This is a genomic window from Micromonospora gifhornensis, assembly GCF_016863515.1.
Classification (GTDB): Bacteria; Actinomycetota; Actinomycetes; order Mycobacteriales; family Micromonosporaceae; genus Micromonospora; species Micromonospora gifhornensis.
The window spans coordinates 42,424-60,306 of record NZ_BOPA01000018.1 but is presented as its reverse complement, the minus strand read 5'-3'; the positions used below and the strand labels follow the sequence as shown (position 1 = coordinate 60,306).

The window sequence follows — 17,883 nt, the reverse complement described above, 5'->3', positions numbered from 1 at the left end:
CGTAGGCGTACGGCGCGCTGGCAGGTCTTCGGACTCGTGGGCGTGTTCGTGCCTACTGGCCGTCGCTTCCCAGACCTGGCGGATCCAGTGCTTCGTTGACGGCGGTCGTTCCCACTCACCGCTGCGGGGCAGTCCCGGAATTCCACCGGGTTCCCTCTTGCCTCGGCCGTCGTGGAGTGACGGCCGAACCAGCTGCGGACACCACTATATATGGGAACAGGCCAGGAACCTCAACACCACATGCTGTGTCGTCGCGCGCGCCGCACGGATCACCCAACCGGGCGCGACGATGGGCGCGGACGCCTTCGAGCCCGCACATGTTTCCGAAAACTTCCGGAAGCTCTGGCTATGCCAATCGGCTCGTCATAGCATGCACGCGCTTGGATCTGTCCGGAAACCCGACGTCAGGCACCCCCACCACTGTCCAATTTGCGTAAGGGACCAGTCGATGCGCCTGTGGAATCCGTCCCAACGATCACGACGCCGATCACGAACTTTCGCCGTACTCTGTTCGGCCGCGCTCGTCGCGGCCATCACCGTCGCCCCCACCCCGGCGGCAGCCGACGAGGTCGTGCTCAGCAACGACTTCGAGTCCGACTCGTACGCCCCCTGGGGGCCGCGTGGTGACGTGACCCTCGCCATCGCCGACGAGGGGCGCGACAGCGACGGCAGCCTGTCGGTCACCGGCCGTACCGCCAACTGGCAGGGACCGGCCACGAGCGCGACGGCGCTGATGCGGCCCGGCAACCGATACACGGTCACCGCCTGGGCGAAACTTCCGACCGGCACCGACGGCAGTGCCGGCGTGCACTTCACCGTCGAGTCCACCCCGGCCGGTGGCGGTGAGAACACCTACACCTGGATCGGCGACAACGTCACCACCACCGCCGACGAGTGGGTACGCATCGGCGGCGAGTACACCCTGCCCACCGGTCTGGACGCCGCCACCCTCTACGTGGAGGCGGAAGGCAACACCCCGTTCCTGCTCGACGACGTCCTGATCACCGCGCTGGACGGCGGCGGGGGCGGGCCGGAGCCGGGCACGATCGTCATCGACACCGACTTCGAGGACGGCCTGGACGGTTGGGGACCCCGCGACGGTGGTCCGGGCGCCCCGACGGTCACCATCACCGACGTCGCGCACGGCGGCACCTCCGCCGCGCTGGTCACCGACCGGGTGAACCAGGGCGCCGGCCTGGGCCGCGACGTGACCGGCCTGTTCACCGCGGGTGTCACCTACGAGCTCAGCGCGTGGCTGCGGTTCGCCGAGGGTCAGCCGGCCGACCAGATCTGGCTCAGCCTGGCCAGCACCACCGGGGACAGCCAGTCGTTCGCCACCCTCGCCCAGTTCGAGACGATCACCAACTCGGGCTGGACGGAGGTGACCGCACGGTTCACCATGCCGGCGGCGGACAGCGCCTTCCTCTACTTCGAGACCCGCTGGCAGGGCGAGGACGTGGCCGGCAACACCAGCGACTTCCTGGCCGACGACATCGTCGTCCAGGTGCCTGAGCCGCCGGTCATCGAGGACCTCACCCCGCTGTACGAGACCACCGACTTCCCGGTCGGCGTGGCCATCGACAGCCGGGAGACGATCGGTGCTCCCGCCCAGCTGCTGACCCGGCACTTCAACCAGATCACGCCGGAAAACCACATGAAGCCCGAGGCCTGGTACGACGAGGCGGGCAACTTCCGCCCGCACGAGCAGGCGCTGGCCATGATGGACTTCGCCCGCGACAACGACCTGCGCGTCTACGGGCACGTGCTGGTGTGGCACAGCCAGACCCCGGCCTGGTTCTTCACCGATTCCGCCGGTCAGCCGCTGAGCACCTCGGCGGCCGACCAGCAGGTGCTGCGGGATCGGCTGCGTACGCACATCTTCAACGTCGCCGAGTCGATGAGCGAGCGGTACGGCAAGTTCGGCTCCCCCACCAACCCGTTGTACGCCTTCGACGCGGTCAACGAGGTGGTCAGCGACAGCGGTGAGTACAGCGACGGTCTGCGTCGCAGCGAGTGGTACCGGATCCTCGGTGAGAGCTTCATCGACCTGACCTTCACCTACGCCGACGAGGCGTTCAACGACGTGTACGCCGCCGAAGGCGCGGAGCGTCCGGTCACCCTGTTCATCAACGACTACAACACCGAGCAGAGCGGCAAGCAGGCCCGTTACCTGGCCCTGGTGCAGCGCCTGCTCGCCCGCGGCGTGCCGGTGCACGGGGTGGGCCACCAGTTCCACGTGTCGCTGGCCATGCCGATCAGCGCCCTGGAGACCGCGTTGGAGACGTTCTCGGATCTGCCGGTCACCCAGGCCGTCACCGAACTCGACGTCACCACGGGCACCCCGGCCACCCAGGCGAAGTTCATCGACCAGGGCTACTACTACCGGGACGCCTTCCGGGTCTTCCGGGCGTACGCCGATGATCTGCTGGCCGTCACGGTCTGGGGGCTCACCGACGGGCGTTCCTGGCGCTCCGGCAACGGCGGGCCGCTGCTGTTCGACGACAACCTGCGCGCCAAGCCGGCCTATTACGGGGCGGTCGACGGTGAGCTGCCCGCCCGGCTGCGCACCGCCAACGTCTTCGCCGGTGACGTGCCGCTGGCCGCCGCCGCACCGACGGACCTGACCTGGCGCAAGCTGCCGCTGCACCAGGTCGAGGATGTCGCCGGGTTCCAGCTGCGCTGGGCGCCGGACCACCTGACCGCGTACGTCACGGTCGACGACACCACGGTCTCCGGCACCGACCGGGTCAGCTTCGTGCTGGACGGCGAGACCTACCACGTCGCCCGGGACGGCAGCGGTGACGTACCGGCCGTGGCCGCCGCCCGCGACGGCGGTTACCACCTGGTCGCCCACCTGCCGCTGTCCGCAGCGGCCGAGGGCGACACCCGCACCCTGGACGTGCAGGTGCGCGACGGCGACACCACCTCCGGGTGGAACACTCCGGGCGCGGTGGGCACCCTGACCCTGGTCGAGGAACTGTCCTACGTGGAGGTACGGGAGGCCGGTGAGGCGCCGGTGATCGACGGCTCGGTCGACGCCGCCTGGGCGAACGCGACCACGGTGACCACGGACAAGCAGGTCTCCGGCACCGACGGGGCGAGCGCGCAGGTCCGTACCCTCTGGCGGGGTCAGACGCTCTACGTGCTGGCCGAGGTCACCGACCCGGTGGTGGACGTCTCCGGTTCCGACCCGTGGATCCAGGACTCGGTGGAGATCTACGTCGACGCCGGCAACTTCAAGAACGGCAGCTTCCGGTACGACGACACGCAGATCCGGATCAACGCCGACAACGTGGTGTCGTTCGGCACCGGCGACGAGGGGTTCCAGGCGAACCGGCTGGAGAGCGCGACGGTCCGCACCCCGACGGGTTACACCGTCGAGGCGGCGATCAGCCTGCTCGAATACGGTGGCCTGGGCACCTTCCACGGCCTGGACTTCCAGGTCAACGACGCCTCCGACGGGGCCCGGACGAGCATCCGCAACTGGGCCGAGCAGGAGGGCGCGGGCTACCAGAGCACCGCGCGCTGGGGGGTCGGTCGCCTGGTGGCCGGGTCGAACGTGGAGGTGGCGTTGAAGCAGATCACCCGCTGGTACTCCGACAGCGGTGGCGGCTACTGCGCGACCATCACCGCGACCAACACCAGCGACAAGCCGGTCGACTGGTCCGCCGTGGTGCAACTCGAAGGCGACATCTACGACGCGTGGAACTTCAAGCGCGAACGCCTCGACGACGGTAGCTACCGGATCAGGGGTGTGGACTGGAACCGCACCCTGAAGCCGGGGGCCAGCACCTTCAGCGTCGGTTACTGCGCCAACCTGTAGCGACACGTACGACGGGAGGGCACATCGTTGTCGGATGTGCCCTCCCGTGCTGTCCGGGGGCCGTCATCTGCGGGGAACCGACGAAGCGGCTCAGTTCAGGCCGGCCGACCACCTGCCCTCGTCGGCGAGCAGCTCGGTCAGGTCGGACCAGGTCAACTGCCGGCCGAGGGCCAACCCGGTCTGATACACGTGCGGTTCGAGGGCAGCCGCGGGCGGCGACCAGACAGGCGAGGACCTTACGTTGACGTGACCCACCGAGATGACGGGCTGATCGTTCACGCTCGCGATGAGCGGACCCAGTACCCCGAAGGAAATCAACGGCCCCCACGCGTAGCCATCCGTAAGCTCACCCTGACAGCTGGTTATCTTAAGTAGACGGACAGCGGCCGGGCGACGGGTTACCCGGTGGCAGCTCGAGCACGGAGGCGGACACGACGTTGGGGTGCCGACGGTTGCCGACACCCCAGCGTTGCTGTTCAGATCAGCCGGTCGAGCACGTCGCGGTGGGCGTCGTGTTGTTGCCGTTCTTGTAGAGCGTGATGCCGAAGTTGTTGCCGTTGCCGTTCGGGCGGGCCGTGAGCGTGCCGCTGTTGCCACTGATCGAGGCGTTCCAGCTGCTCTGCAGGCTCTGGCCACCGTTGGTGCGGATGGTGACCACCCAGTTGTTGGTGCCGCTGACCGAGAAGGTCGTGTTGAAGCGGTCGCCCCACTCCTCGGCCCGGTTCACGCTCACCGTGCAGCCGTTGTTGCCGGGCGGCGGGGTGGTGGGCGGCGGGTTGTTGTTGCCGCCGCCCTCCTGCACCGTGATGTTGGAGCTGCCGCTGCTCTGGAAGCCCTCGGTCGCCATGATCTGGTAGTAGTGGTTGCCGAGGTTCATGCCGCGACTGGCCCACGCGTCGAAGTGGTTGGCCGTGGTGATGGTGCCACCCACCCGCTTCGAGGTACGGACGCTCCAGTACTGCGAGAACGTCCTGGTGCCGTCGATGGAGGGCTGGTTGACGCGCTCCGTGCGGTAGATGTCGTACGTGCCACCGTCGGTGTTGACCTGGCCCATCGAGTTCGAGCCCGGGGGCCGCCAGCTGCCCCAGCTGTCCACGATGTAGTACTCGACGAGCGGGTTGCGGGTCCAGCCGTAAAGCGTCAGGTACGAGTTGCCGTTCGGGTTGAACGAGCCCGAGTAGGTCACGCTGCGACGCGTACCCGGGTTCCAGCCCTTACCGGCGACGAAGTTGTTGATGTTGCTCCACTGGGTGCTGTACTGGCCGCCGTTCCCCATGGTCATGGAGACGTTGCCGCTGTCCTTCCAGAACGAGAAGAAGAAGCCGTTGTGGTTCCCCTCCTGGTTGCTGGTCACGGTCTGCGCGTGGGCGGGGCCGGCCACGATCGCGGTGGTGCCGGTCGTGATCAGCGCCACCGCACAGGCAGCACCGATGAGAGACCTGAGGCGTACGCGCCCGCGACGTCTCAGTGGGACGAGACCATCCTGCATACTTCCTCCTCATGACGGCTGGCTGAGGGCCAGCAACGCTACGAGCCGGCGGGATCCCGGTGGTCTGACGAGCACCGTCGGGCTATCGGCGTCGTACCGTGGTGGTGGGGTGCCGATCGCTTTCTGCGCCGACCCGGCAGAGGAATCGCCATGATCAGCGATCGAGCCGTGTCGATGGGCACAGTATTGGCACGCAATTGTCGACCGGTCAACAACTTCCGGAAACACTTCCGAAACCGTTGATCCGGCAACGCCCCGCCAGGTACGCCCGTTGTCACTGCTCAGCAGCCACATGCCGCCCATGCCGCGCGCAGCAGGAATTCGCCTGATCGCCACCCGATGAGCAGGTGCGAGGCCGCCGGGGCCGGAAGTTCCAGCCTGCTTTCGCTGCGCGGCCGTGGCGCACCTGAGCGCCGCCGCGAGGTCGGTCGGGGTTCACGAACGCCGGGGCCGCATCGATCGACGGGCATCCGAGGACGCGCGGGCGGCACGCCGATCACGGAGTGCCACCTAGATCGCAATTGTCCGATAAGCGCTCGGCGGAAGCCGCCTCGAAACTACCGTGACCTGGGACGTTGTCCGAAAGGTGCCGCTGACCGCGGCACCGAACAGGCGGGCCTGCACCGCCCGACAGACAGGGGAGTGTATTTGTGAGCTCGAACCCGCAGCAGTCCACGAGCAGTCTGCCCACCGTCCTTCTGGTGCACGGCGCGTTCGCCGAGTCCGCCAGTTGGAACAACGTGGTCACGGACCTCCGGCGTCGGGGCTACCCGGTGATCGCCATCGCCAATCCGCTGCGCGGTCTCAAACCGGACGCCGCCTACGTCCGCGCTGTCGTGGACAGCGTCGGCGGGCCGGCCGTGATCGTGGGGCACTCCTACGGCGGGGCGGTGATGGCCGAGGCGGTGGAGGGTGCTGCCAACGTCAAGGCCCTGGTGTATGTCGCCAGCTTCACGCTCGACGTCGGCGAGAGCTGCGGTGATCTGGCCGCCAAGTTCCCGGGCAGCGAGCTCTCCTCCGCGCTCCAGCCCGTGCCGTTCCCCCTGCCCGACGGCAGCATGGGCACGGATCTCTACATCCAGCAGGACAAGTTCCACGCGGTGTTCGCCGCCGACGTCGCTGCCGACGTCGCCGAACAGATGGCCGCCACCCAACGGCCGGTCGCGGACAACGCCCTGACCGACACCGCCACCGCGGCACCCTGGAAGACCATTCCGTCATGGGCGGTGATCTCCACCCAGGATCTGGCCATCCCCCCGGAGTCGATGCGCTTCATGGCCCAGCGGGCCGGCTCCACCGCCATCGAGGTCGAGGCGTCCCACGCCGTGGCGGTCTCCCAGCCCGGTCCCGTCGCGGAACTCATCGACACCGCGGCTCGCGCCACCGCGGGCTGACCACCGAGCGGACCCGGCGCACCCGGCACGCAGCGTGAACCGGGTGCGCCGGGCCGGCCGAAAAGCCGTCGGCATCCGCAACGGGCACCCGGGCGTCGGCGACCGATTCACCCTTGTGGATCGACCTCACCGGATCGACCACTTCTGGTGGCTGGCGGTGTTGTTGCAGGTCCACTGCTGGACCGGGGTGCCGTTCGCGGTCCCCCAGTCGGTCACGTCGAGGCATTTCCCACTGAGCGCGTTGACCAACTGCCGATCGCCGTTGAGGGTGAACCGCTGGGCGCCGCCGCCGTTGCAGGCGGTGAGCTGGATGACCGCGCCGTCGGCAGCGGACGCGTTGGCCACGTCCAGGCATCGCGAACCCATCCGCATACTGCCGTCCGTACGGACCGACCACCGCTGGCTGCGGTCCCGGGAGTCGGCACAATCCATGATTCGCACGTGCAAGGTGGCGGCCGAGTCCGGATCTCCGACGTCCAGGCACCGGCCGCTCGCCACGCTGACGATCCGCTCGCCGGAGGGGCGGGGGCGGGTACTGCTCGGCGTCACCGTGGGCGCGGTCGACGGCGGGCTGGTCGAGGCCGTTGGTGGCGGCGGCGAGGGGGACGTCGACGGGGCCGCCGGTGACGAGGTGACCGGCCGCGGGTCACCGGTCGGTCGGAAACCGTCGACGATCCGGGCGAATGCCGCCTCGCTGCCGGCCCACAGTTCCTCGGGCGTCGACCAGATGAACGTGTACGCCCTGCCCGCGCCGGTGACGAACAGCCGCTGCCGTACCTGTGTCGCACGGCCGTCGGTGGTGTGCCGCCATTCCCAGTCCGCCGCGCCGTGCTGGTAGTGCACCGCGCCGATGCTGAGCAGGCGGTAGCCGGGGTACCGGCCCTCGGCCGCGCGCTCCTGCGCGGTCAACGCGGCGACCAGGTCGGTCGGGGGCGGATCCGACCGACGGACGACGAGCGACCGGCCCTCGTCCGGCTCGCGGAACTCGACCTGGCCGTCGTTGCGCACGACGCGCCATCCTCTGGGCGCCGCCATCCGGAATCCGCTGTCGTCGCGATACGTGGACCAGGCCAGTGGGGTGGCTGCCGGGCCACTCGGTACGGAGACGCCGGTTGCGGCAAGCGTCGGCACCGGCCCGCCCGCCGCCTCCGGCGGGTCGTCGCCGCGCTCACCCGCCCGGTTGCCGAGCAGTGGCACGCCGCCCCCCACACCGAGCGCCACCAGCAGGAGGGCGAGCCCACCGACCAGCCACCGTCCGCGTGTCATGCGAATCGACCTGGTGGGTGCGGCCGACGGGTCCGGTGCGGCCGACGGGTCCTTCTCGGGCCTGGGATCCGGGCCGGCCTGCACACCGGCGCGGGGCGCCTGGCCCGTGGGAAGGTCGTCCCTGGTTTCCTGCGAACCTGCCGAACCGGCCGGTGCGACGGTCACGAACGTGGGGACGATGCGGTCGGCCGAGGAATCCCCGACGGACGGTTCAGGCAGAGCGGACGGGTCGGGCAGAGCGGACGAGCCGGACGGGTGGGACAGGTCGGTGTGGGCGACCTGGGCCAGCAGTCGCTCTGCCGTGTCGATGTCCATCCGCTCCACCGGGTCCTTGCGGAGCAGTCCTTCGAGGATCGGCGCCAACGCGCCGGCTCGCCGGGCCACCGGCGGTGGTTCGGTGGCCAGCGCGGTGAGGCTCTCCAGGCTGGACGACCGGGCGTACGGCGCTTCCCCTTCGACCGCGGCGAACAGGGTCGCGCCGAGCGACCACAGGTCACCTTCCGGCCCGGCGGCGCCCCTCCTGACCCGTTCCGGTGAGAGATACGCGGGCGAACCGAGGACGATGCCGGTGCGGGTCAGACTGGTGTCCTCCACCGCGGTGGCCAGGCCGAAGTCGGTGAGTACGACCCGACCGTCGACGCCGATCAGGATGTTCGCCGGTTTGACGTCGCGGTGCACGACTCCCACCCGGTGCGCGGCGCGGAGTGCGCCCAGCACCGCCAGCCCGATCTGAGCGGCTCGGGTCGGTGACACCGGACCGTTGACGGCGAGGTGGTCGGAGAACGCCCGCGACGGGACGTACTCCATGACGATCCAGGGGTCTCCGCCGTCTCCGATCAGCACGTCGAACACGCGGACGGCGTTGACGTGGTCGAGCCGGGCGATCGCCCGCGCCTCGCGTAGCGACCGGGTCCGCAATTCCTGCCGCGCCTGGTCCGTGAGACCAGGTGGCGAAACGATTTCCTTGATGGCGACGTCGCGTTCGAGCATCACATCCCGGGCTTTCCACACTCGGCCCATCCCGCCCTGACCGAGCAACTCCGAGAAAACGTACCGATCGGTAATTAACGGCGGCGACATCTCAGGCACCGCGGCAGGCTACCCGCATTGTGGACATCGGCAATATGGCAAGCACCTCACTCCTGTTGTTGAACTTTTGTCATCGGTCCGCCCTCGCCGCGGCCATCCGTCGGTGACCATCCGTCGGCGACCAGCTGGCCCGGCCGGCCCGCGCCGCCGGGGGCCGCTTGGCGGCTCCGCGTCGCGAGCACACCTTGACAACATCCGATGCTCCGATGTGCAATATTCTGCATTCTCGCCGGCATCCCCACCGTGCGGCCCTGAAGGAGTCCCTCATGACCCTCGACGCGTTCCCACGCTTTCCGCTGCTGTTCGGCCCCAGCCCGGTGCACCCGCTGGACCGGCTCAGCGATCACCTCGGGGGCGCCCGGGTCTGGGCCAAGCGGGAGGACTGCAACAGCGGGTTGGCCTTCGGTGGCAACAAGACCCGCAAGCTGGAGTACCTGTTGGCCGACGCGCTCGCCAAGGGTGCCGACACCCTGGTCAGCATCGGCGGAGTGCAGTCCAACCACACTCGGCAGGTGGCCGCTGCCGCCGCCCGGGCCGGCCTGCGGGCCGTACTGGTGCAGGAGAGTTGGGTGGACTGGCCGGACCCGGTCAACGGCAAGGTCGGCAACATCCTGTTGTCGCGCATCATGGGCGCCGACGTGCGGCTGGCCAAGGACGGCTTCGGCATCGGCTTCAAGGAGAGCTGGCAGCAGGCGATGGGCGAGGTGCGGGCCGCCGGTGGCGTGCCCTACGCGATCCCTGCCGGCGCGTCCGACCACCCGCTGGGCGGCCTGGGCTTCGCCAACTGGGCTTACGAGGTCGAGCAACAGGAACGCGAACTCGGCGTCTTCTTCGACACCATCGTGGTGTGCAGTGTCACCGGCAGCACGCAGGCAGGCATGATCGCCGGGTTCGCCGGTCAGGATCGACCGCGACGGGTGATCGGCATCGACGCCTCCGCGAAGATCGACGACACCCGTCGTCAGGTCGAGAAGATCGCCCGCAACACCGCCGCGCTCATCGATCTGGGGCGTGACCTCCGCGACGACGAGATCGTCGTGATGGAGGGCTGGGCCGGGGACCGCTACGGCATTCCGGTGCAGTCCACTGTCGATGCCATCCGGCTGACCGCGAGCCTGGAGGGCGTGATCCTCGACCCGGTGTACGAGGGCAAGTCGATGGCCGGCCTCATCGACCTCGTTCGCGACAACGACATTCCGGCGGACTCGAACGTTCTGTATGCCCATCTGGGGGGTCAACTGGCATTGAACGCCTACAGCAGTGTCTTCGACTCCGACGATTCCGTGGGGCACCGACCGGCCTCGGCACGCTGATTGTCGAATCGGTGAACCACGAAATGCGCACACTGCGCTCTGCCCGATCCGATTACCACCCACCGGTGCATGACAATTGCCCGGGTCGGGGCAGCGCCGGTGTCACCGGGGTGTCCTGCGCGACAAGTCAGGGCGTGGCACGGTGGGCCTAGTTGACAGTGGGAGGAGCCGGTGCACAACATATTGCATGCCTGTTCCACAGGGTCGCGGACTCGCTCCCCGATCGCTCCTTCGGGATGACGCCTACCGGGCGATCCGCGACGCCATCGTCGGCGGCACGCTGGCCCCCGGCGAACGCCTGAACGACAGCGACCTGGTCGAGTGGCTCGGCGTCAGCCGCACCCCGGTCCGGGAGGCGCTGGCCCGTCTGGAGCAGGCAGGTCTGGTCCAGACCAAGCCCGGCCGATACACGATGGTCAGCCCGCTGGACGTCCGTGCTGCCCGCAACGCCCAGTCGGTCACGGCGGCCATGCACGAACTGGCCGTTCGGGAGGCCCTGCCCAACCTCTCCACCGCCGAGATCGACGCCATGCGCGAGGCCAACGCACGGTTCGCCGACGCGTTGCGGCGCAACGACGTGGAGGCGGCGACCGCCGCCGACGACGATTTCCACGGTGTCCTGGTGACGGCCAGCGCCAACCAGGCCCTGCGCGACGTGCTCGAACAGTTCACCCCGATGCTGCGTCGCCTGGAGCGACTGCGCTTCTCCTCGCTCAGCGGCCGAGACTCGGTCGCACAACACGATCGGATCATCGCGTTGTGCGCAGCCGGTGATGTCGCGGGGGCGGCGGCCGCCACCCGCGCCAACTGGGAGACGCTCGCCCCCCTGCTCAACACCGACAGCCCTGGGTCACCCGGCTGAGGCCGACAGCCTGCGGGCACACCAGCCCTCAACTGCCCCGGCCGCTTCGCGCGTTCCGCTCTCGAGACGCCCCTTCAGCTCGCGACGCTCAGCGCGCCGAGGGCGCGACCGGCCTCCCGCGCCGACTCCAGGGCCCCGGCATGCATCTCCGCGGCCGCGTCGGCGAAGGCGTCGAGTGCGGGGGCGACTCCGACCAGGGTGAACTCCCGTTCGATCACGGTGAGATCGGCACCCCAGCAGTCGGCAAGGATCCGGCGCAGGTACGCCGTCGAGTGGTCCCAGCCCTCCCGGGGAGTACCGGCACCGTACGCGCCGCCACGCACCGTGGCGAGCACGACGGGCTTGCCCGCCAGGAACGGCTGCCCGTAGGCGCGAGGGTCCGTCACCACCAGGTCGATGTACGTCTTGAAGTGCTGGGAGACCCCGTAGTTGTAGAGCGGCACGGCGAACAGCAACGCCTCGGCGGCCAGCAGCTCGTCCACCAACGTCGCGGCGAGAGCGACCGCCTCCTGCTGCTCCGGGGTGTGCTCCTCGGCCGGCGTCATCGAGGCGGACACAGCCGCCGCCCAGGCGGTCGACGGCAGGGTGTCCACGCCGATGTGACGGCGCTCGACGGTGTCACCGGGACGGCCGGCCAGCCACTCCTGCTCGACGATGTCCGCGATCTCCCGACTCGCGGACCCGTGGGTACGGATGCTGGCGTCCAGTCTGAACAGGGTCACGACTTCTCTCCTCGGCATGTAGGTTCAAGGTTGAATCAGAGGCTAGAGCAGATGCTTCAAGGTTGAAGTAGTTTGAGACATGCCTCACTCATGAGCGAACCGGGGGAATACTCTTGCGACATGCCTGACGAACCTCGGTGGTTGACCGACCACGAGCGCGACGCCTGGCTTGCGCTGGCCAAGCTGATGTTCAACCTGCCGAGTGCCCTCGACGCCCAACTGCTACGCGACAGCAACCTCACGCTGTTCGACTACTTCGTGCTCAGCGGCCTGTCCATGACACCCGGCCGGACCATGCGCCTCAGCGACCTGGCCAATTTCGTCAGCTGCTCGCTGTCACGCCTGTCGAACGTCGTCAAACGCATGGAGCAACGAGGGCTGCTGCGTCGCGCGCCCGACCCGGAGAGCCCCCGCTACACGGTGGCCACGCTCACCGACGCCGGGTGGGATCTCGTGGTCGCGGCGGCCCCGGGGCACGTCGCGGCCGTGCGCCACTACGTCATCGACGGTCTCACCCCGAGCCAGATCGACGTTCTGCGCGAGGTCGCCTGCCACGTGACCCGGCAGATCGACTCGGCGCCGGAGTCCGCTCGCCGACCCCAGTGACCCCCGGCCCCCCAGGTGTCAGCCCGCGTACTGCGTCGAATGCCTGCACGGACAGGCGATCGCCGTGGCCCCCGCGTCCGGTGGCGGACGCGGTGACCACGGCGATCAGGTGTCAGCCGGCGGTCAGCCTCGCCTGCTGAACAGGCTCATCGGCAGCTGTTGACGAAGGCCAGCAGATCGTCGTTGAGCTGCTGCTTGTGGGTGTCGGTGATGCCGTGCGGGCCACCCGGGTAGATCGTGAGGGTGACGTCCTTGACGATCTTCGCTGCCTGCCGGGCCGAGACGTCGATCGGCACGATCTGGTCGTCGTCACCGTGCACGATCAGCGTGGGAACGTCGATCCGCTGCAGGTCCTCGGTCAGGTCGGTCTCCGAGAAGGCCTTGATCGAGTCGTACGCGGCCTTGTGACCGGACTGCATGCCCTGCAGCCAGAAGGTGTACATCATCCCCCGTGACACCTTCGCCCCGGGGCGGTTCGCGCCGAAGAAGGGGCCTTCGGCGAGGTCCCGGTACTGCTGCGAACGGTCGGCGAGGGACGCGGCGCGCATCCCGTCGAACACCTCGATCGGTACGCCGTCGGGGTTGTTCGGCGTCTTGACCATCTGGGGCGTGACAGCGCTGATCAGAGCCACCTGGGCGACCCGGTCGGTGCCGTGCCGGCCGACGTAGCGGGCCACCTCGCCACCGCCGGTGGAGAAGCCGATCAGCGTCGCCCTCCGCAGGTCCAGGGCCGTCAGCACGGCGGCCAGGTCGTCCGCGTAGTGGTCCATGTCGTTGCCGTCCCACATCTGCGGGGACCGGCCGTGACCGCGACGGTCGTGGGCGACCACCCGGTACCCGTTGACGGCCAGGTGCAACATCTGCGACTCCCAGCTGTTCGAGTTCAGCGGCCAGCCGTGACTGAACACCACCGGGCGGCCGGATCGCGGGCCCCAGTCCTGGTAGAAGATCCGCGCTCCGTCCGGGGTGGTGACGAAGCCCTCGGTGGTGTTCTGCTTGATGCTCATCAAGGTTGCTGTCCTCTCGTTGTCAGTCGGTAGGTGGACGGGTCAGCTGACGGCGCGGGCGGCCTGCGTGATCAGCTTCGCGACCCGGTCGGGCTGCGAGACGGTCACCGCGTGGGACGCCTTCACCTCGACGGTGTGAGACCCGGCGCGCCTGGCCATGAAGCGCTGCGTGGCCAGCGGGATGGCCCGGTCCTCGGTGGCGATCAGGGCCCAGGACGGGATGGTCCGCCAGGCCGCCACGGTCGCCTCCGTCTCCAGCGCGGTGGTCGCCGCGGGCCGCTGGGTGGCGGCCATCAGCCGGGCGACCTTGGCCGGCACGTCGGCCGCGAAGTGCTTGTGGAAGGCGGCGGGATCGACGTACAGGTCGGTGCCGGTGCCGCCGCCGGGCAGCGGGTACGGCACGGCCTTCAGGTTCTGGCCCAGGGTGTTGCCGGGGAACATGCTGAGCAGTTCCGCGGTGCTCTCGCCCCGGTCGGGTGCCAGGGCGGCGAGGTAGACCAGGGCCTTGACGTTCGGGTGGCCGGCGGCGGCGGAGCTGAGGACGGTGCCGCCGTAGGAGTGCCCGGCGAGCACGATCGGGCCGCCCACGCTGTCGAGCACGCTGCGGACGTAGGCGGCGTCGGAGGCCAGGTCGCGTAGCGGGTTGGACGCGGCGAGCACCGGATAGCCGTCGCGTTGCAGCCGGGCGATGACGTCGTTCCAACTGGACGAGTCGGCGAAAGCACCGTGCACCAGCACCACCGTCGGCTTCTTCACCACCTTCGGCCCCCCGTGGGCGAGCTGGATGTTCAGGCTGGCGGTCGAGGTGGGGACTGCGGTGGAGCTGGAAACGGTAAACGCGACCACGCCGGCGATGGCGCCCAGTGTGGTGGCCGCCGCCAGGACCAGGCGGCTCAACGTGCTGCGATGCATCGGATGCTCCTTCGAGACGGTGTCATGGGGCGCCGCAGGGGCGTCCCGGTTGGCTCCCAGCCTCGGGGTCGGACGGCGCGTCGAGAATCAGTCATCTGCCTTCCGATCCGGCTCGATGCCCGTCCCTCGGCAGTGCGGTGTCGGCGGCCACACCGGCGGGATTGAGTCAAACGACCTAGTCCGCCGAACGCCCCGACACCGCCCTGCGGTGCCGGGGCGGCCCGTCCGGGACGTCCGCAACGGGCGGTATCGCCCCTGATCCGGGCGGATGTGCAGGCACATGACTGATTCGCGCCGCGGGTGGGGTCTCGACAGTGAAGTAATCAGGCGCTCGCCCGTCAGGGCCAACCTCGGAGGAGCAGAGCATGCAACCCGCCGTCGTCATGCGTCACAAATTCTGGCGTGACGACCATCTGTCTGAAATATTATCGGTGTCACCGAGCATTTCACTGAGCGAAGACAGCGGCACCAGCCCGCCGAGGGCCGGCTGCGACAGAGGTCAGAACCGCGCGGAGGCGACTCCTCGCGGGCACGAGTCCGGGATGAGGAACATCTGATGGTCATGGAGATCGGCATCGCTCTCGACGTGTCACGGTTGGCTCACGCGCCGCAGGAGACCGTCGCGCTGGCCCGCCTGGCCGAAGAACGCGGCCTGGACCTGGTGGTCGTCACCGACGGAACTGCGCAGCGGACCACCGGCCTCGACCCCTGGACGGCGGCGGTCTGGCTCGCCGGATCTACCAGCCGGATCACCATCGGCGCCCCCGCCGGCGGCACGTCACCACCCGATCCGACCGACCCCGAGGCGCCGTACCCGAAGGTCCAGGCCAAGGCAGAGGACAGCCTCGACATCCTGGCGCCGGGTCGGATCATCTCCAACCCGGCCGGCTGGGTCGTCGCGCCACCGGATGCGAAGCCGGAGGATCTGGCCGGCGCCGCCGAGAGCGATCTGCCCGTCGTGGTCCCGGTGCACTCACGCGAAGACGTCGAGCGTCTCGCCGCGCTGGTCGCCGGGCGCGACGACCGAGCCGGGGTACGCCGACGCCCAGCGGCGGTACGCGCGCACCGCAAGCCGGGCATCGACTACGACGGCGTACCGGCGTCACTCGCCGAGACGGTGGTCGAGCCCGGCGACCCGCCCTACCGCGCCCTGTCCTCGACCTACCTGCGTGGTGGTGGTCCCGGACTCGTGCTGCGACCCCGGACACCGGCGGAGGTGTCGGACGCGATCGGGTTCGCCCGGCGACACCGGCACCTGCCGCTGGGCATCCGCAGCGCCGGCCACGGCATCAGTGGCCGCTCGACGAACCGTGGCGGCCTGGTGATCGACCTGGGCGCGATGAACACCATCGAGGTGGTGGACCCCGCCCGCCGGCTCGTCCGCACCGGTCCCGCCGCGACCTGGAAGCAGGTCGCCGCTGCCCTGGCCCCGCACGGGTGGGCGCTGGGCTCGGGAGACTACGGCGGTGTCGGCGTGGGTGGGCTCGCCACGGCGGGCGGGATCGGCCTGCTCTCCCGCAACCACGGCCTGACGATCGATCATCTCCGGTCGGTGGACCTCGTGCTCGCCGACGGCCGGCAGGTGCAGGCGAGCAGGGAGCAGCACCCGGAGCTGTTCTGGGCCGTACGTGGCGCGGGCGCCAACTTCGGCATCGCCACCTCGTTCGAGTTCGAGGTCGACGAGGTGGGCGAGGTCGGCTGGGCGCAACTCGCCCTGGTCTCCACCGACATCGAGCAGTCGCTACGGCGCTACGGCGAACTGGCAAGCGCAGCGCCCAGGGACACGACTGTCTTCCTCGTCACCGGGCAACCCCGCGACGGCCTCTCGACCGTCCAGCTCTTCGCGGTGGTCGACAACCCGGATCCCGACATCGTCGTGGCGCGCCTGACACCGTTCCTGGAGCTCGGCATGCTCGCCCGCCAGCAGGTGGTGATGACGCCGTACGCGGGCGTGATGGGAAGCGCCGCCGACGTCGGACCGGACGGCCAGCACGGTTTCGGTGAGCCGAACTCCCGGTCGGCGTTCGTGCCCACCCTGACCCCCGAGTTCGCCCGCGACGCCGCCGCGATGCTGCGCAGCGGAGCCGTGTACTTCTTCGAGCTGCGGGCGATGGGCGGCGCGATCGCCGACGTGGCACCCGACGACACCGCCTTCACCCACCGCACCCCGGCCTTCCAACTGGCCGCGATGGGTCAGAACGACAAGCGCCTCACCGCGGTGTGGGAGCCACTGCGCCGGCACTTCGACGGGCTCTACCTCAGCTTCGAGACCGACCGCAGCCCCCAACGGCTGCTCGACGCCTTCCCGGCACCGGTGCTGGAGCGCCTGCGCGCGTTGAAACGCCGGTACGACCCGGACAACCTCTTCCGAGACAACTTCAACATCGACCCGACGGGCGACCCCGCAGCGGTGCAGGAGGCACGCGCATGACCGACTACGGACACGACCTGCTCTTCGGCGTCTTCGCCACGCCCGTCGCGCAGCAGGCCCGACAGGTTGTCGACCTGGCCGTCACCGCCGACCGGGCCGGTCTCGACCTGGTCAGCTTTCAGGACCACCCGTACCAGCCCTCGTTCCTGGACACCTCGACCCTGCTCGCCTTCACCGCGGCCCGCACCGAGCGCATCCACGTCAACGCCAACGTCGCCAGCCTGCCGCTGCGACCGCCGGCGGTGCTGGCCCGGGCCGCCGCCTCGCTCGACATCCTCAGTGGCGGCCGCTTCGCACTCGGCATCGGCGCCGGTGCGTTCTGGGACGGCATCGCCGCCATGGGGGGACGGCGGCTGAGCGCCGCCCAGGGCGTCACCGCGCTGGGCGAAGGCATCGAGATCATCCGCGAGATCTGGGACACCGATGCCACCGGGGCGGTGAACTACGACGGGCGGTACTACTCGGTGAAGGGGGCCCGACGTGGTCCGCGGCCCGCCCACGACATCCCGATCTGGGTCGGCGCGTACAAGCCGAAGATGCTCGCCCTCACCGGTGGGGTCGGCGACGGCTGGCTGCCCACCATCGAGTACCTGCCCCGAGGGGCCGATTCCCTACCCGAACTCAATGCCCGGATCGACGCCGCAGCGCACGACGCCGGTCGCGACCCGGCGGCCGTACGACGGCTGATGAACTTCATGAACGTGCAGTTCTCGTCGGCGCCGCGCGGGCTGCTCAACGGCCCGTCCGAGGCCTGGGTCGACCAGATCGCCGAGCTGGCCCTGGGGCACGGCGTCAGCGCCTTCATCATCGGCGGCGACGACCCGAGCATGACGCAGCGCTTCGGCGCCGAGATCGCACCTGCGGTACGGGCGATCGTCGAACGGGAACGCCGACCCGCTGCGCCGGACCGGACGCAGGGCGAGGCGTGACCGCGTGGTGGGGTGGCCCGACCCACCCCACCACGCGGGG

The 17,883-nt window shown here is 69.5% G+C and carries 12 protein-coding genes, 1 pseudogene and 1 riboswitch; of the genes and pseudogenes, 7 read left to right on the top strand and 6 right to left on the bottom strand.

Going from position 1 to position 17,883, the window contains the following annotated elements; genetic code table 11:
• Positions 1 to 2 precede the first annotated feature (2 nt).
• Positions 3 to 208, bottom strand: a riboswitch (cobalamin riboswitch).
• A 240-nt stretch (positions 209 to 448) separates the two neighbouring features.
• A complete protein-coding gene (locus Vgi01_RS12875) occupies positions 449 to 3,823 on the top strand; it encodes an endo-1,4-beta-xylanase (RefSeq protein ID WP_204291146.1) in 3,375 nt (1,124 codons plus the stop codon).
• Between the two features lie 90 nt (positions 3,824 to 3,913).
• Here the strand turns inward: Vgi01_RS12875 and Vgi01_RS12870 are convergent, their stop codons facing one another.
• Entirely contained in the window at positions 3,914 to 4,102 is a 189-nt protein-coding gene (locus Vgi01_RS12870; protein ID WP_204291145.1) for a hypothetical protein, read from the bottom strand.
• Between the two features lie 202 nt (positions 4,103 to 4,304).
• The gene (locus tag Vgi01_RS12865; protein ID WP_204291144.1) at positions 4,305 to 5,312 is read right to left on the bottom strand and encodes a glycoside hydrolase family 11 protein; all 1,008 of its coding nucleotides are present in this window, start codon (positions 5,310 to 5,312) and stop codon (positions 4,305 to 4,307) included.
• Between the two features lie 650 nt (positions 5,313 to 5,962).
• On the opposite strand from Vgi01_RS12865, the gene Vgi01_RS12860 reads away from it, so the two are divergent.
• Positions 5,963 to 6,706, top strand: coding sequence for an alpha/beta fold hydrolase (locus tag Vgi01_RS12860; RefSeq protein WP_204291143.1), 744 nt, complete (start codon positions 5,963 to 5,965; stop codon positions 6,704 to 6,706).
• A 126-nt stretch (positions 6,707 to 6,832) separates the two neighbouring features.
• On the opposite strand, the gene Vgi01_RS12855 is transcribed toward Vgi01_RS12860, so the two are convergent.
• Entirely contained in the window at positions 6,833 to 9,052 is a 2,220-nt protein-coding gene (locus tag Vgi01_RS12855) for a protein kinase domain-containing protein (protein WP_239088943.1), read from the bottom strand.
• Positions 9,053 to 9,327: 275 nt separating this feature from the next.
• Here Vgi01_RS12855 and Vgi01_RS12850 point away from each other — a divergent pair, with 275 nt between their 5' ends.
• Both Vgi01_RS12850 and Vgi01_RS12845 read left to right on the top strand, forming a co-directional pair.
• A complete protein-coding gene (locus tag Vgi01_RS12850; protein ID WP_204291141.1) occupies positions 9,328 to 10,374 on the top strand; it encodes a 1-aminocyclopropane-1-carboxylate deaminase in 1,047 nt (348 codons plus the stop codon).
• A 187-nt stretch (positions 10,375 to 10,561) separates the two neighbouring features.
• Positions 10,562 to 11,236 (top strand): GntR family transcriptional regulator, encoded by a 675-nt coding sequence (locus tag Vgi01_RS12845; RefSeq protein ID WP_102657090.1) that lies wholly within the window; start codon positions 10,562 to 10,564, stop codon positions 11,234 to 11,236.
• Positions 11,237 to 11,310: 74 nt separating this feature from the next.
• Here the strand turns inward: Vgi01_RS12845 and Vgi01_RS12840 are convergent, their stop codons facing one another.
• Complete coding sequence (locus Vgi01_RS12840) at positions 11,311 to 11,958, bottom strand: FMN-dependent NADH-azoreductase (RefSeq protein ID WP_102657091.1); 648 nt, start codon at positions 11,956 to 11,958, stop codon at positions 11,311 to 11,313.
• Between the two features lie 120 nt (positions 11,959 to 12,078).
• Here Vgi01_RS12840 and Vgi01_RS12835 point away from each other — a divergent pair, with 120 nt between their 5' ends.
• Positions 12,079 to 12,564, top strand: coding sequence for a MarR family winged helix-turn-helix transcriptional regulator (locus tag Vgi01_RS12835; protein WP_233196689.1), 486 nt, complete (start codon positions 12,079 to 12,081; stop codon positions 12,562 to 12,564).
• Positions 12,565 to 12,710: 146 nt separating this feature from the next.
• On the opposite strand, the pseudogene Vgi01_RS12830 reads toward Vgi01_RS12835, so the two are convergent.
• Both Vgi01_RS12830 and Vgi01_RS12825 read right to left on the bottom strand, forming a co-directional pair.
• Positions 12,711 to 13,547: pseudogene (locus Vgi01_RS12830) on the bottom strand (alpha/beta fold hydrolase); the annotation flags it as partial.
• A 66-nt stretch (positions 13,548 to 13,613) separates the two neighbouring features.
• Positions 13,614 to 14,483: an alpha/beta fold hydrolase gene (locus Vgi01_RS12825; protein WP_204291139.1), complete on the bottom strand. Its 870-nt coding sequence runs from the start codon at positions 14,481 to 14,483 to the stop codon at positions 13,614 to 13,616.
• A 556-nt stretch (positions 14,484 to 15,039) separates the two neighbouring features.
• On the opposite strand from Vgi01_RS12825, the gene Vgi01_RS12820 reads away from it, so the two are divergent.
• Both Vgi01_RS12820 and Vgi01_RS12815 read left to right on the top strand, forming a co-directional pair.
• On the top strand, positions 15,040 to 16,914 hold the full coding sequence (locus Vgi01_RS12820) for an LLM class flavin-dependent oxidoreductase (protein ID WP_239088921.1): 1,875 nt from the start codon (positions 15,040 to 15,042) through the stop codon (positions 16,912 to 16,914).
• Positions 16,911 to 17,843 carry an LLM class flavin-dependent oxidoreductase gene (locus tag Vgi01_RS12815; RefSeq protein ID WP_204291138.1) on the top strand — a complete coding sequence of 311 codons (933 nt, stop codon included), beginning with the start codon at positions 16,911 to 16,913 and terminating at the stop codon, positions 17,841 to 17,843. The genes Vgi01_RS12820 and Vgi01_RS12815 overlap by 4 nt, the downstream gene beginning before the upstream one ends.
• The last annotated feature ends 40 nt before the right edge of the window (positions 17,844 to 17,883 follow it).